Here is a 16,197-nt window from a genome sequence, read left to right as displayed (position 1 = left end):
ATAAGCGACTACTCACTAAAATAAGTAGTCACTCACTCTGTTGAGCCAAAGAAAAAAAAATGATTCACGGAAACCGTTATGCACTATCCTGTCGAAATAAAAAAAAGCTTTGAAAGTGCTACAGATAGTAAGATTTTTTTTTTAAAGAATAGATACAAAATCCGTTTATCCTACTGTAGTGAATAATGTGAAAAATTAGTTTGTATTTATCCAACGGATACAATCGTCGATCCAGTTAACGGGAGTGGTTTTATTTAGAATTCCGAAACCGTGGCCTCCTTTAGCATACAAGAATACCTCTACAGGCACTTTGTATTTTTTTAAAGCTGCTATGAAGTACAATGAATTTTCAACCTTCACCCCTTTGTCATCAATGGCGTGAACGATAAATGTTTTAGGTGTTTTCGAACTTACTTGTTTATCGTTAGAATACAAATGTATTGCTTCAGGTGATTGTGATGGTCCTAACAAGCGTGAGCGCGAGATAAGGTGTGTCAGGCTGTCTTCAAAACTGATAACAGGATATGCGAGAATTAAGAAAGATGGAATGAGATTTATTTTCTGAGCATTTGGAATTACTTCTTTAAAATGGGTTGCGGCAGTAGAAGCAAGATGACCGCCTGCTGAAAATCCCATCAAGCCAACTCTTGTGCTATCAAGCCGCCATTTTTCTGCATTTTCTTTTACAAGTTGTATAGCTCTTTGGGCATCTTGTAAAGGGCCAATACTCTTATCGCGCATACTGGTGTCACTTGGTAACCGGTATTTTAAAACAAACGCTGTGATGCCCGCTGCGTTTAGTTTTTTAGCAACATCATAACCTTCAATGTTTATAGCAAGAATTTTATATGCGCCACCGGGGCAAATAATAACAGAGGTGCCGTTTGCTTTTCCGGCCGGCGGAAAAAAAGCGATCAGCTCGGGTTTTGTAACATGAGAGACGCGTTCGACCATGACGCTATCGGAAGCCCGTAAGGTTGTAGTACTTGATTCTACCAGGTTGCAGGGCTTTGAATTAGGGATTTCTCCACTGTATAAAGGGATGATTTCCTGCGCTTTAAAAAGTGTTGTAAAAGCCATAAGACTTATTAAAAGGTGGTTTTTTAAAGCTGTCATGGTAGTTTTATTGAATTAAATAATTTTTTAACGGATTTTCCTTTAAATTTTTTATTCCGCTTACTACGGTTTCGGTGTTCAATTTAGCACCTTCTAAATTTGTATGAGTATGGTCTTTCGGGAAAAAAAGTTTTACTTTTACAGAATCCATTGCTTCGTATTTGTCTGCTACCAGATTGTTCAAGTCAATAAAACTGACTTTGGTTTCTGCAGCAACTTCTTTAGCCCATTTAGTGTAATCATCGTTGCAACGTTCTACTCTTCCATTTGTCCAGATGTTTCTTGGAACAAGAGAACAAATAATAGGGATTGCTCCTTTTGATTTACTTTCGTTTACGTACTTGCGAAGATACCATCCGTATGTGTGTACGGTTTCCTTTACTTTTCTAACAGGATTATAAATGTCTTTCGTTTCCTCTCCAGTTCCCTTAATGGTGCCTCGCGCACGAGCAGTATCGTCAAGCGGACCCCGATCGTTATGACCAAATTGAATGATCACAAAATCTCCGGGTTTTAATTCACTCATTAGTTTATCCCAACGTCCGTCGGTAATAAAAGATTTACTGCTTCTTCCACCAATAGCATCATTGTGTATAGAAATTTTCAGGGTGTCGAAATAATTCTGGATAAAACTTCCCCAGCCCCACAAATTATCTTTGCCGGTATTATCTCCGTTTTTCACAGTAGAATCTCCAATAATAAAGAGTGTGGGTTTTTCCTTTGAAAGAAAGGTAAAAGAGAATAGAAGGGATGCGACAACGATAAACCCTAAAGAGTAACGGATCTTATTTTTCATGTAATGAAGACTTGTTTTCGTTTAAAAGCAGCGGCCAGTCCTTATTAGCGACATGTGCAGACTGAATGAGTACATTTAATTTTTTAGCAACTGCAGGGTTTTTTTCTGCAAGATTATAAAGTTCTGATGGATCTTTCTCGAGATCGTATAGTTCCAGAGGTGAATTCGCATTTTCGAGTATGTTTGTTTTTACTCCTTTCCATTTTCCAACGCGAATGGCTTGCTTACCACCAAACTCATTTAGCTCCCAATATAAATAGAGGTGCTGACTTTGTTTTTTATCCAGCAAAGTTGGCAGAAAAGAGATGCCATCTTTTGTATAATAGGCCGCGGGCTGTTTTGACAGATCCATTACCGTATTATAAAAATCGTAGAGTGCAAAAATACTTGAATTGTCCACACCTGGTTTGATAGTCCCTTTCCAGCGGGCAATAAACGGTTCGCGAATACCACCTTCGTAAAGATCTCTTTTTATGCCTTTGTAAATACCGCCGCTTTTAAAGAATTCCGGGTCTGCTCCGCCTTCGCGATGAGGACCATTGTCGCTCGTAAAAATAATTATAGTATTCTCCCCAAACCCCATTTTATCAATCAGTTGTGTTATTTCTCCTACGTATCTATCCAGTCTGGAAACCATAGCAGCAAAAGCAGCGTGTGGGTATTTCTGAAATAATTTTCCGCCGATGGTATCTGCAGGACTGCTTATGTTGCGAGTAGGTTCGTTAAACAATTGCACGTAACTTTTATAAACAGAATCTTCTGGTAAATTTAAATCAGCGTGAGGAAGTGTGTAAGGTAAATAAATAAAGAAGGGTTTTTCTTTGTTTTGCGCGCTAATAAATTGCATGGCTTTTTCATGAATAATGTCCGCAGAATAATGGTCGTGCTTACGTGCATTCGAAGGAAATTCGATGCGGGTTGTATTTTCCCAAAGATGATCGGGATAATAATCGTGAGCTAATGTTTGACAATTATAACCATAAAAGTTCTGAATTCCTTTCTTAGCAGGATCGCCCGATGTTCCTATAAATCCCAAAGACCACTTTCCAAAAGCTGCAGTGTTATAGCCTGAATTTTGTAGACGGGTTGCGAAAGTAATAATCGAATCAGGAAGTGGAGTTTGTCCTTCAGGTTTAAAAGTTTTGTTACCACGAATTGGTGTATGGCCCGTATGTAAGCCCGACATAAGGGAAGTGCGTGCAGGCGCGCAAACCGCAGTACCTGAGTAGAATTGCGTAAAACGTTTTCCTTCTCTGGCAAGTGCGTCAATATTCGGTGTTTTTATTTTTTGCTGACCATAACATCCTACGTCGCCATAACCAAGGTCGTCGGCAAGAATAAAAATAATATTAGGCCCCTGGGCTGTTTGTGCTTTTGTAATAAGTGCTAGTACAAGAGAAATTGTAAATAAGAGATTTTTCATAATTATTTTGGAACAGTTACATTTACAGACTCCGTTACCTGCAGGTCTTTATCACTTTTAGACAACAACTTTACATTTTTAAAAGTCCAGTTTTCGGCAAATTCAATTTTTCCTTTTTCGTCACCAAGTATGTTTACATCCTGGAAATTAAAATTTTGCAGATAAGACGCTTTCATGCCTTCAGCGAGTATGATCACTTTGGCACTACTCACTTTAATGTTTTTTACATACACATCCTTAAAATGCGGAGTTCCTTTCTCAACGGGGTCTACTTTATTTAACATGGTTGTCCAATGCGCTGGAATATTTTCCGGGTCTATTCCTTCCGGCAATTTTGAGTAACTGTAGGCCGGATTCCAATTCATAGTAAAATGAAAAACATTTTTCACACTGTCCATTTGAATATTTTCAAAGTGAATGTCTTCTACACCGCCACCGCGAGTGGTTGCTGATTTGATATGAAATCCGTTACCCGTACCTTTTGCAATAAGATCCGTGGCCAGTACGTGGCGAATATACCCTGATGTCTCGCTTCCTAAAGTTAAGAGTCCACCACCTTTTCGCGCAATACATTTTCTAATAACAACGTATTCTGTAGGTTTGTTCACACGCAAACCATCCCAGTCTCTTCCTGCCTTCAAACAAAAATCATCATCATTGCAGTCGATATCACAATTTTCAATTAAAACCCAACTAGAGGAATCTACATCTATTCCATCGGTACTAGGACCTTTACCGTCTTTGTTATTTTTAATAGTTATACCATCAACCGTAAGATGATCTGAGTACAGCAGCTGAACGGTCCAAAAACCGGCGTTTTCAAAAGTGAGACCTGTGAGTGAAACATCAGATGAATTTTGTACGAGAAAAGTTCTCACGCGTTTGGCATCATAATCCACTATCCATCGTAAACCTTTAGCATCGTATTCTTTTCGCATTGTCCAGTATTTATCCCAGCAAAATTTTCCTCTTGCATTAATTACACCTTCTCCACTCACAGCAACATTTTTGGTATTCATGATATTAATAAGGGCCGCGGGCCATTTCATTTCTATTCCTGCAATGCGTGTGTCAATTTCGGGATAGTCTAAAAAATTTTGTGATCCTAAAATAAGAACACCTTTATCGATTTTAAGGTGTACGTTTTCTTTTAAGAAAATGGATCCCATAACATAGGTACCTGCGTTAAACGAAATAATTCCACCGCCTTTTTTGGCGCAATCGTCAATAGCTTTTTGGATAGATTCTGTTGACAGAGTAACTCCATCATTAACTGCTCCATAAGAATTAACGTTGAAAACGGCCTGACTGGCGGGAAATTTTCTGGCACCTACTTTTTTTACCCAGGACATGTCACCTGTTTTTTGAGCGAAGAAGAAACCAGAAATTAAAAGAAAACAGATGGCAAGATTTTTTTTCATAGATTATTTATTTTATTCCTGTTTAAAGTAAAGGAATAATCAGATGAGTGATTACTTAAATACTTTAGTAAAGAAAAAAAAAGACAAGCCTAAGTCTGTCCTGTTCTATCCTGTAATTTCAAATATAAACGAAGAGACGTATTCTTATGTCTTTTTAAAATTGCACATCAAAATCATTTGTTTTTAAAAAGTAAAATCAGGTTTTGCTGTTTGAGGCGTTATCGTTTGCGTAAGTATTCATACTGTTTTTATAGAAAAAATATAATTTCGGCAAGATATATTAATTCTACCCGCTATGAATAAACGTCTTTTCCTGCTTTTGTTCTTTTGTTTTTTTATGAGTATTTGCCTGTTTTTTCCTGGCAATGATTCTATTCCGCCCGTGGCGCCCACAATTAATGCCGCTGACACAGCGTGGATGCTGGCGTCTACGGCACTTGTTTTGATTATGACGCCGGGACTTGCTTTTTTTTATGGGGGTATGGTGAGTAAAAAAAATGTTATCTCAACCATGTTACAGAGTTTTGTTAGCATGGTGGTCATCACTATGCTATGGGTATTGGTTGGATTTAGTTTATGTTTCGGGGAATCACTTGGCGGAATCATAGGCAACCCTTTTACTTTTTTTATGATGAAAGATGTCATGAACGGCACGCCCTGGGTTACTGCCCCGACAATTCCATTAATTTTATACGCGATTTTTCAGTTGAAGTTTGCAATCATTACGCCGGCACTTATCACCGGCGCTTTTGCAGAGCGTATCCGTTTTAGTGCTTACCTTGTTTTTATCTGTTTGTTTTCAGTATTTATCTATAGTCCACTTGCACACGCCACCTGGCATCCTGAGGGAATTCTCTTTAAGCTGGGTGTTCTTGATTTTGCAGGTGGAACTGTTATTCACATGAGCGCCGGCTGGGCCGCTCTTGCCAGTGCTTTGTATTTAAAACGCCGTAACGATGTTAGTCATAGCCCTGCGCGAATAACTTATGTAATGATAGGTACAGGTCTTCTTTGGTTTGGTTGGTTTGGTTTTAATGCAGGTTCGGCTTATGCAGCAAACTCAACAGCGGCAAATGTTTTGGCTACTACTTCTATTGCTTCAGCAGCAGCAGCCTTTGCGTGGATTTGTTTTGATGTATTTAGAAAAAGAAAACCGAGTGCCATGGGCACATGTATTGGAATTGTGGTTGGACTCGTGGCTATTACTCCCGCTGCCGGGTATGTAAGTATATCCCACGCTATTTTGATAGGATGCATCAGCAGTGTGATAAGTAATCTTGTAATTGAGTTTAGAAGTCGTACTTCTATTGATGACACCTTAGATGTTTTTCCGTCACATGGCGTAGGAGGGATAGTTGGAATGCTTCTCACGGGTGTATTTGCAAGCTCGGCAGTAAACAGCGCTGTTGTTGATAATGGATTATTTTTTGGTGAAAGCAGGCTGTTTTTAGTTCAGCTCCTGGCGATGGTTTGTGTTTCTGTATTCATTTTTGGCGGAACCTGGATTCTTTTAAAAATTACTGACATGATCATTCCTTTAAGAGTAGATGCCGAAGCGGAATTCTTAGGCCTCGATTTAAGTCAGCACGGCGAAAAGCTCTAATGATTATTTTTTTTCACCGGGCTTCACGATATGTGCGGCAAGTGGTAAATTCAATTTCCGGATGTCTTCTAAAACGATTTGTGCTATTTTCCTAGCACCAAATTCATTGAAGTGTGTGTTGTCTTCTATACCTTCGGGATAATTGGGATGCTCGCCTTTAGCAAGTTGTAAAAAAAGCATGCGCGAATTTTCTACTCCCATTTTTATAAGAAGCTCTGTGCTTTTAATATCCAAATCTATGAGCGGAATCTGCTGCTGCCTGGCCACTTCTCTCACAATAGCAGAATAAACTTCATGTGTTTTTACAAAAACGCCAACGCTGTCAAATTTTCTTCTTGCCACAGGGGTAATAAGAATGGGAAGTGCTTTTTTATTTTTTGATTCTGTTATATAACGCACCAGATTTTTTTTGAATTCTTCTTCAGTCGTGTAACTCTTTTTTGTCTTCACCTCGTCATTATGTCCGAACTGAATAAAAACATAATCTCCTTCTTTTAGGTTCTCAACTACCGGTTGCCATAATTTTTCTTCAATAAATGTTCTTGTGCTTCTTCCGTTTTTAGCTCGGTTATCAACAACTATGCTGGAGTCAAAGAAATACACAAACGGCATGCCCCAGCCGGTTTCAGGATATTTATTCGGTTCTTTAATGGCACAGGTAGAATCACCGATCAGGTAGACTTTTATGTTCTCTGCTTTTTTAGCGAAAGCAAATAAAGAAAAGACCAGACTTAAGAGTAAATAGTTTAAAAATTTTGTCTTCATGTTAGTTTGTTTTGGGAGCAGTTGTATCAAACACTTCATCAATTGCAGGCCGCGAATACTGTTCTTTTTTAGATGCATCACTTTTAGGTAAACCAAAATAAAACCACAGTGTTCTTTTTACCGGACCGCTTATTTTTGTTTGTTCACTCTGCACACCAAGAACATGAGTATTCGGATTAATAGTCAATCCTAATTTTGTTCCCATTGGTGGAATACAATCGAGAAAGGAAATATTTCCAACAGGTAACTCAGGGAAATTTTTAATGCCTGTTAAGCCGTAAAAGTCGAAAAGACGCACGTATAGACCCGTGTCCTGACTCGCTACATAAAATTTTCCTTCAACAGTATTAAATTCCATCCAGGTAATGTCACCGTAGTAGCCTTTAAATTCGGGATAAATCATAGGAGAATAACCTGTTTGTGTGTTATTATACAATTTGTGATAAACATTTACTGGAGTGCCTGCACTACGGTTTTTCCACTGGCGGTATGGACCTTTGCCCATCCACTTAACGCCAAGAATAAAATTTTCAGGATAAGAAAAACTTATTCCGCTGAAATTATATGTGCCATTCAAATTATACTCATAATCCAGTTTTACCCATCCACTGCCGAAGATTGTCCATTTAGCCGATTTTAAATTTCCTTCATAAACAAATTCAACAATGGCATTATTTCCATCCTTGTATCTTTTTGAAGCCAGTACTTTAGTTTCTCCTTGTGTAAACAAAGGCCCATTGCTAAACGACAATTTATCCATGGTAGAAGATTTACTCTTTAACCCGTTTGCCAGTTGCCCGGTTTTTTTCGACAGACTAATGATAATATCCGAACCAGAAAGAACATACGCGGTATCATTTTCGTACGCGGAAGCAATGCTATCATTCATAGTTACAATGCCATCAAGTAATAATGTATTGGGTTTAATCTTCCAGGTCCATTTATATATTTCCTTTCCGAACCCATCGTTGGCGCTTAAAACAAGTGCATCGTAGTTTTTGAAATCCGCCGGGATCGGGATACTTAAATTTCCTTTCTGAAGCGGTGCAATAGAAGGGGCTAGGGCAGAGCCTTTTTTAGCAATAGTATAACCTGCGAAACTTTCCTGGGGCTTTCTGTAATTAACCAGGGCCCATTGAAAAGTACAGGTGCTGATATTGGTGAAGTGGTACCTGTTTTCAATTTCAATGCTGCCAGAGAAATTATCGGGTAGTTTTTTCATTGAAATTTTAACAGGAGAAAATATCTCTCGCAAGGCAAAAAAGCTACCTTCTTTTTCACGGAACGGACCAAGTATTCCGTCGGGCGCGTTAACGCCATTCGCATCCACCTGGTTGTTATGATCTGTTCTTACAATGCCTTCATCGTTGAATGCCCAGATAAATCCACCGGCTGATTTTTTTGCATTCCAATGTAATTCCCAGAATTCCGACATCGCAGAGCCGGCGCCGCCATCATCCTGTGCATGCAGGAATTCTGTAGGCATGTAGATTAGCGAATCGTTTAAAATTTTTGTGCTGCTGTAAAAGTCTTCATAATGATTACAATCAATGCCGTTGTATTCATTGCCTGGTTTATGATGTGGGTGAATTACGGGACGTTTTGAGAAATCCCATTTATAAAAATCATCGTCGAGCTCTTTATTGGTTCCACCTTCATTGCCATTATCCCAGAAAATAATACTGGCGTGATTTAAATCTCTTAGTACAAGTTCTTTTACCAATGGCTCGCCCGCTTTTGAGCTATACCATTTTTGCCAGCCAGCCAATTCGTCCAAAACATATAGTCCCAAAGAGTCACAAAGGTCCAGGAATTTTGCATCAGGTGGATAGTGAGAACATCGCACGGCATTCATGTTCATTTCTTTTAGCAGCTTTACGTCTGCCAGCTGAAGGCTGTCATTTAATGTTCTGCCTGTCGTTGGCCACCAGCAATGACGGTTAACACCTTTCATTTTTACCTGTACACCATTAATATAAACGCCGTTTCCTCTTCTTATTTCAATTGTTCTGAATCCGGTTTTTTCTGAAAGCTGGTAAAGTGTTTTCCCGCCAGCTCTTAGCGAAACGTTTACCGAATAAAGTCTTGGGGTTTCTGAAGTCCATTGTAAAACATTTTGAACTTTTGAAGTCACTAGAATAAGTGAATCGTCTTTGTTTGCTTTTGTCGTAGTACTTGCCACGATTTTATTTTTTGAATCGCGTATTTCTGTAACAATATCAGATGCCTGCAACAACCCTTTCGTGTGAACCTGCATGGCAAAGTCGCCATTGGCTTTTGCATCTATAGCTACATAATCAATAGCTTGCTTTGGAACTGCTTCTAAGAAAACCGGACGGAAAATTCCGCCGAAAATCCAGTAGTCAGCAAGGCGCTCGGCATTGTTCACACTTTCATCGGCTGACATTTTGCTTACAGTTACCTCTAACAAATTTGTCTGGTCATATTTAAGTTTGTCTGAGATATTGTATTTAAATCTATAGAAAGCTCCCTGGTGTAATTTACCTGCAGGCTTGCCATTGATTTTGACTTCTGTATCCGTCATAGATCCATCAAAAACAATAAACACCTCTTTATCTTTCCAGGAAGCAGGGACTTTGAATTCAAATTTATACATCCCTTTTTCGTCCGCAAACCGAAAATTTTTTCCGTAAGTTTTATAATCCCGTCCAAAATTATATTCTCCAAAGCCTTGTTGTTCCCAGCAGGAAGGGACTTGTATTTTAGTCCAGGCGCCACTCTTTCTTCCGCTGGTGCAAAAGAAATCCCAGGCAACGGTTTTGTCGCTTCCCGTGCCGGACAAATATTGAATCTGTTTTGTCTGCGCAAAAATATCGGCAAAATAAAACACAGCAAAAAGACTAACAAAAAATATTTTTTTCATTTATGGAATTTAAACTGCCGAAGCAGGTTATTAATTAGTGCGCAATTTTAACTGCTTGCCTGGCGATCATTTTCCAATGGCCATGCTGTTTTTTCCAAACGTATAAAACGTGTAGTGAAACATTTCCTGGCTTACCACCATCGTTGGTTTCCAGTTTAAGGTCATGTCTTACAATGGCATTATCACCCACAATTTTAATGGTCTGGTTTGAAACCTCAATGGTAACGAAATCAGATTTTCCGCTTGCAATTTTATCTACAAACTCTGCTTTACCTTCTACATGACCACCAGAGTGACCATAGCTAAGATCTTCTGATGCTGCTTCTTCCAGGCCTTTTTTATCAGCGTCAACCATGGCAACTCGTAAAGCTTCTAGGGCGCTTGCTACTTCTTTTTCTTCTTTTGATTGTGCGATTGTGGTTGTTGAAATACTTGTCATAAGGGCGAGTGTTAAGATTAGTTTTTTACTTAAGGTTTTGATTTTTGGCATTACGCCTTCGTGAATCATTGATTTCATTGCATTTAGTTTTAGTGAAACTGTTAAGAGAAAGTTTTTCTACCTAAGGTTTATGTTCAAGTGTAATGGGGCTTAGTGTTACTTTTTCTGTAAGGCCCGACGGACGCACTGTCCAGCTTTTAGCAGTAAATAAGTTGTCTTTGTTTCTGTTTTCGGCATCGTGCGCCGGAAAGTTAACGTTGTAGAATTTTTTCCATTCCACACCTCTTTTTTCAAGATCAATAATTCTGTTAGCCATTCCATTCGTTACTACTATCTGTAGTTGATTATTGTCTTGTAACGAAGCTGCAGGAATAATTACCTTGTAATTCGGTCCAATAAGTGTGGCCATTTTTTTTCCGTTCAAAATTACTTCAGCGCTTTCCTCAACTTTTCCAAGATCAAGCTGATAGGCTTCAGAATTGGTTGTTGGCTTATCGAATGTGGTACTGTATTCGGCCGTTCCGGAAAAATTCTGGTAGTCTGCTGCCGACTGGGCCGTCCATGGCGCGGGATTTTCAGTTTCGTAACTTGCCGGCAACACCGGGCCTCCGCTTAAAAATTTTACAATCCATTTTCCTTTTAGCACTTCTGCAGAACCGTTAGACTTGCTGTAAGGAAAAAGAACATCATTAACAATGGTAGGGGTGACCTGCAAAATGCAGCTTTCACCTGGTTCCAATTGAAGAAAAACTTCTATTTTTCCACCATCGTCTTTTTTAATTTTAGCGAGGCCTTTTCTTTCGAACATAGGATCAAATAAAACTACTGTGGCCCCTTTACTTTCTATGCTAACGTAATCGTTTATTCTGTTGGTACCTGAATTTGTAATAAAGTAGTAGTGGCCAGTTCCTAATTTACGGCGCACAAAACCGAGACCTTTATCAGCAAGACTTTCTCTGCTTACAGAAGCAAATTTTAAAAGTTCAGAAAGGTCGTCTCCTTTAATAAATTTTCCTTTACCTAAAACCGCTTGTTGTATAGAGGTAACCGAGGTCTTGCTGTAATTTAATTGTTTTAAAAGGGCGTCCAGTCCGGCCTGGTTTTTTTTCAAATGCGATAGTCCTGGAACAAGAGAGGGAGAATCTTTATAGAAAATAACGGTTGCGCCTGATTTTACGAGGTCCGCAAGTTTGGTAAAGGTTTGCAGGCTAATGTATTTTGTATTGCTCAGCAAAATTGTTTTGTAAGAATTGCCCGTAGTTTCCAGAAGTCCTCCTGTAGAGGTTGTCAGTTCAAGTTGTTTGTCAGAAATAAAATCAAAAGTGTATCCTTTTTCAAGTAGCATGTCTGAAGATGTTTTGAAATCAGTTTTTTCAAAACCATTCATGCCATCAAAGTGATATAAAAATCCGGATACATGTTTCGGATCGTGTTCAGAATAGGTTTGGCGGTAATCAGCTTCGTTATTTACTTCAGATATTTTATCATTGTAAGGGAAGTAAACCAGCACATCATTATCTGACTTTCCTTTTTGTAAAAAAGACTGGCAGTGCGCTACATAATTATTGAGTGTTCCAAAATCTTTCCAGAAAGGGTTTGAAGGAGTAAAATGCACTGCAGCATAAAATAACCAGCCCGGCCATGCATCATTTTGGGGAGAGTAATTTGTACCGTGGTAAAAAATATGATTTACCCCTCCAACAAAATAATCATCGAGGTTTTTTTTAACGTCGCTTAATTTAGAAACAAAATGTTCATTGAGCCATGTAGATGCTTCTGCTGATGCCAAAGGTTTGCCGCTTACGTTGGCCGCTGAAGTTGCAAATTTAAAACGCATGGCGTTTTTTCCTTCTGTTTCCGGGATATCGATAGCATCATATAAATCAAGAATATTGGCAGGAGATCCATGCGATTGGTTGCGTATTAATTTTCCTTTTTCTTTTGCCCATGTATGCCATGGCTTGGTAAATTTTTCTAAAAGTAGTTCAGAAATAGTTAAGCGATAATCATACAGAACGCGAGCTGTCTTTTCAGATTTTTCAATCTGGTAAAGCGATGGGAGTTCATTTCTTAGATCGTAACCTCGTCTTGCACTGAATTCTTTGAAAAACTCCGGAGTCCAGTTGCTTTGACCTCGCGCATCGTCTACTTCGTAAGAGTCGTTAAAAAAACTTCTTAAACCGGATAAGTCTTTTCCTTTAAATGCTTTGTCAAATTCTGAAAGATAATTTTTTAAAGCTTGTTCGTTAAAATGATCTATAACATCTCCTTCACCACCAGGAGCGGCCCGTTCGACCTGTTTGCCATGCCAACCCATAAACAGTGCGTAAAGATTCCAGTTTCCTTTCGGAGCTTTCCAGTTTAATTTGCCTTTTGCATTTACTTTTTTTGTAAGATCAATAACAACTCCTTTATCAGAATAGGCCATTAACACATGAAGATCGAGAGGAATTGGATAAACAACCTGATCAAAGGCGCAGGTCTGTAAATTCTTATTTGTTGCAATAGGATAGGAAAGTGTGGTGATGTCTACTGGTTTTCCACTTACGGTTCGCACCATGGTTTTTTGCGTAAAATAGATCGTGTCTTTTAATTCTTCGCCTTCTTTTAAGCTGTATGTTTTTAGATGAATATTTTTACAAGCATCTGCCGGTTTAACCCAGGGACCGCCAAAAGGCCAACCCGTGCCGGTTGCCATGTCTATGCCCAGGTTTAGTTTAGCCGCTTCGTTTAAAGTATACTGAAGCATTTCGGTCCATTGGGGTGTTAAGAAATTTAAGAATTTATCTTCCGCGCCTTTTACTCCGTAAATGGGAGTTATTTCTAAACCGCCAAGTCCTGCTTGCTGGTAGAGTTTCATCGCAGCACTTAAACCTTCTTTGTCAACGCCGCTTCCTTCCCACCACCAGCGGGTCCATGGTTTATTTGCCTGGGTTATTGTCGGCCACTGCGTTTGTGAAGTGCCTGAAAGGGCTAGAGAAAATACGCTGAAGAGAAAAATCTTTTTTATCATAGTTCGTTGAGTTTAATTTCCGTCGGCTTTACTGATTCTGTTAATGGACTAAGCGGCCAATACCAGTTTGAAAAGGCGTCGGGTTTAGATGGATCAAAATCTGAAATATCTTTTTTTAAATAGTTTTTCAAAGGCAAATTCGATCGGTGCAATTCACTTATTACACAGCGTGCCAGTTCGTAAGCGCCATAAGGATTGAAATGTGTGTTGTCTTTTAATTCGAGATCCTGTCCTGGAAAGGTATGTGCCGGATAATGCACAAATGCTTTAACTGAGTTTTCGACACCCCAGCTTTCGTAAAGTACTTTGCTCATGGCATTCAAATCTATCAGTACTACTTTTTCTTCCCGGGCAGCCTGGCGCATAGCTTCCGGATAGTCCAGCAAGGTATTCACTACATGCCCGCTTGAATCAAAAACTCTTCTGTGCATCGAGGTGACCAGAACTGGAATGATGTTTCTTTTTTTTGCCTGGCGGATCCATGATTTTAAGGTGTCTTTGTAGGTGGTAAAAGGATCTAAATGATTACCGCCAGGTTTCTGATCGTTGTGTGTAAATTCAATAAAAAGGTAATCTCCTTTTTTTGCCAGACTCATAAGCTTCGCCAGGCGGTTTTCTTTTTCAAAAGCCTTTAAGGTCTCTCCCGACTCTGCATAGTTAGCAATGCATATTTTTTGCGATTCAAAAAACGAGGGAAAGAACTGTCCCCACGCCGCCCAGGGTTCACGGTCCTGGTCAACTACCGTAGAATTGCCGGCTAAAAAAACAGTTATAGCTTTTTCATTTCTTTTAATTTCGATCATCCTTACTTTCGGAAGGCTATCGTTAAACTCCAGGGTAAGTAAGTTGTCCCAATGTAAATAACTCCGTTCTCTTGGTTTTAATTTAACGGAACTAATAATTTTGTCTTCAGCGTTTCTTATGAGGCTATCTTTAACGTGTACGGTAAAACTTTGTTTAAGAATTTCACCTTGCTTTGTTTTTACATTTTGTAAAAACAAACGTCTGCATTCTGCGCGAACAGTTGTGGCTGATCTTCCAGTGCCATCGCCAAGAGTAATGGTTACATCATAATTTCCATCAGGCAGTTTTACAGCGAAAAAAAAAGGTTTATTGCTGGTAATATATCCTCTGGAAAAAGTGTTTTTTGAAGAGTCACTGATACTCACAAGATCTGTAGTATTCACAAATCCATAACCGAGGTTGTAAGTAAATTTTGTTTGTGGAGTTATTTTTATAAATCCTGATGGAGCAGTATTATTTCCAAAATCAAACTTAAGATCTGTATTTTTTTGGCTGTAAGTTTTTGTAACATACAACGCAAGCAAAGTAACAACACTGATCTTAATTATTTGTTTAAATAACATCTGGCTTTATTTGTCTTTGTAGTACTGAATGGAGCTGTCATTAAGTTTAAGGGGACTCGTTTTCATAAGTTCATACATTTCGGCACCGGCCATAATTACCGGACCATATCCGTGCGCAGCGAAAACATTTACAGGACGATAATAATAAAATGCAGGATCAAAGGCCATTCCGGTACCAACACAGGTACCTTCTACTTGCCCTTTATCATTTACTTTTGTGGCTACGGCATTCCATGCTAACATAGCTGCTGGCGCGTAGGCCTTAGCATCCAGCCACCCTTTATTAATAGCATGCGCAAAACAATAAGCGTAGATGGCTGTGGCAGAAGTTTCCAGATAAGAATCTTCACGATCTAATAATTGATGCCAGAATCCAAAGCCCGATTGATAGGACGCTAAGCCTTTCGCATGTGCTTTTAGTTGCGATAGTACATATGGTCTTCCTTCATGATTTTCTGGTAGTACGTCTAGCAATTCAACCATGGTTAAAATCGCCCAACCATTAGCGCGTCCCCAGTGAAATTGCGGGTGTTGCTCCATGCCCTCTACCCACCCGTGCATGTAAAGACCTTTCTCTTTATTAAACATGCGTTCAGTAAATAATTTAAGTTGATTAACAGCGTCATCAAAATACTTTTTTTCGTTTGTTAGTTTTCCCATATTAGCGATTGCGGGAACTCCCATGTATAGATCGTCTAACCATAAGGTGTTTTTTTGCGGACGGTTACGGGCCAATGTTCCGTCAGCCAATCTGTATTCTTTTGTTGCCACATAAGCAATGTAATTATCAATAAGAGGACGGAGGTTTGTATTTAATCCGGCATTTGTTGCTTTGATCATAGCAGCGCACACCGCTCCGGCATCATCTAGCGCATGTGGTGCAATTGGTTGGTGTAAAGGGAAGTCTTTGGTTTTATACTTACCTGCATCCACTAATTTTTTTACAGGTGGAACCCAGGTGGCAAGGAAATCGAAACGTTTTTTGACATACTCTGAATATTTTTTATCTGAGGTAGTTTCAGTAGCGCGCAAAAAAGCAGAATAGGTAACACCCCATTCATAACTTGTCAAGCGGTAATCGCCAGGTTGAACAATTGTATTTGTATCCAGTTTTAGAATATCGCTAACCACTTCGTTGGTTTGTTTGTTTACCATCTGCGCAGGTGTTACCGCATCGAGATAAGCATAAACTCGGTCTATCACTTTTTTAATGTCTTCCTTGCTCATGGCCGAATACGGAGTTACATAGTCAGGTTTCATTAAATGAAGCGGGCTGGTAACATCGTTTCCTTTACCACTCGTGTATTGAGCGTGTGCGTATGTAAAACTTGCGGCGAAGGCGGATAGTAAGATTATTTTTTTCATCGGTC

General features: G+C 39.2%; 11 protein-coding genes. 1 reads left to right on the top strand and 10 read right to left on the bottom strand.

Translation table 11 applies throughout. The features are described from left to right. Positions 1-195: 195 nt before the first annotated feature. Genes CNR22_06070 through CNR22_06055 form a run of 4 tightly spaced genes read right to left on the bottom strand, consistent with a single transcriptional unit; the run spans position 196 to position 4,756 of the window. On the bottom strand, positions 196-1,116 hold the full coding sequence (locus CNR22_06070) for an alpha/beta hydrolase (protein PBQ31346.1): 921 nt from the start codon (positions 1,114-1,116) through the stop codon (positions 196-198). A gap of 7 nt (positions 1,117-1,123) precedes the next feature. Then, positions 1,124-1,912 (bottom strand): lysophospholipase, encoded by a 789-nt coding sequence (locus CNR22_06065; GenBank protein PBQ31345.1) that lies wholly within the window; start codon positions 1,910-1,912, stop codon positions 1,124-1,126. After that, positions 1,902-3,335, bottom strand: a complete 1,434-nt coding sequence (locus tag CNR22_06060; protein ID PBQ31344.1) for an arylsulfatase — start codon at positions 3,333-3,335, stop codon at positions 1,902-1,904. Before CNR22_06060 ends, CNR22_06065 begins: the two co-directional genes overlap by 11 nt. A gap of 2 nt (positions 3,336-3,337) precedes the next feature. Continuing rightward, the gene (locus CNR22_06055) at positions 3,338-4,756 is read right to left on the bottom strand and encodes an exo-poly-alpha-D-galacturonosidase (GenBank protein PBQ31343.1); all 1,419 of its coding nucleotides are present in this window, start codon (positions 4,754-4,756) and stop codon (positions 3,338-3,340) included. Between the two features lie 337 nt (positions 4,757-5,093). On the opposite strand from CNR22_06055, the gene CNR22_06050 reads away from it, so the two are divergent. Then, positions 5,094-6,359 (top strand): ammonia channel protein, encoded by a 1,266-nt coding sequence (locus tag CNR22_06050; protein ID PBQ31342.1) that lies wholly within the window; start codon positions 5,094-5,096, stop codon positions 6,357-6,359. Between the two features lie 3 nt (positions 6,360-6,362). On the opposite strand, the gene CNR22_06045 is transcribed toward CNR22_06050, so the two are convergent. From CNR22_06045 to CNR22_06020, 6 genes are all read right to left on the bottom strand, one after another. Continuing rightward, positions 6,363-7,124: a GntR family transcriptional regulator gene (locus CNR22_06045; protein PBQ31341.1), complete on the bottom strand. Its 762-nt coding sequence runs from the start codon at positions 7,122-7,124 to the stop codon at positions 6,363-6,365. Between the two features lies 1 nt (position 7,125). Continuing rightward, positions 7,126-10,008: a glycoside hydrolase family 2 gene (locus tag CNR22_06040; GenBank protein PBQ31340.1), complete on the bottom strand. Its 2,883-nt coding sequence runs from the start codon at positions 10,006-10,008 to the stop codon at positions 7,126-7,128. Between the two features lie 34 nt (positions 10,009-10,042). Further along, entirely contained in the window at positions 10,043-10,498 is a 456-nt protein-coding gene (locus CNR22_06035; GenBank protein PBQ34837.1) for a DUF4440 domain-containing protein, read from the bottom strand. A gap of 70 nt (positions 10,499-10,568) precedes the next feature. Continuing rightward, positions 10,569-13,460: a glycoside hydrolase family 2 protein gene (locus CNR22_06030; protein PBQ31339.1), complete on the bottom strand. Its 2,892-nt coding sequence runs from the start codon at positions 13,458-13,460 to the stop codon at positions 10,569-10,571. Beyond that, positions 13,457-14,827 (bottom strand): rhamnogalacturonan acetylesterase, encoded by a 1,371-nt coding sequence (locus tag CNR22_06025; GenBank protein ID PBQ31338.1) that lies wholly within the window; start codon positions 14,825-14,827, stop codon positions 13,457-13,459. Before CNR22_06025 ends, CNR22_06030 begins: the two co-directional genes overlap by 4 nt. A 6-nt stretch (positions 14,828-14,833) precedes the next feature. After that, complete coding sequence (locus CNR22_06020; protein PBQ31337.1) at positions 14,834-16,192, bottom strand: family 88 glycosyl hydrolase; 1,359 nt, start codon at positions 16,190-16,192, stop codon at positions 14,834-14,836. Positions 16,193-16,197 lie beyond the last annotated feature (5 nt).

This window comes from Sphingobacteriaceae bacterium, from assembly GCA_002319075.1.
Taxonomy (GTDB): Bacteria; Bacteroidota; Bacteroidia; order B-17B0; family Aurantibacillaceae; genus Aurantibacillus.
This window is presented reverse-complemented; position numbering and strand designations above follow the sequence as displayed.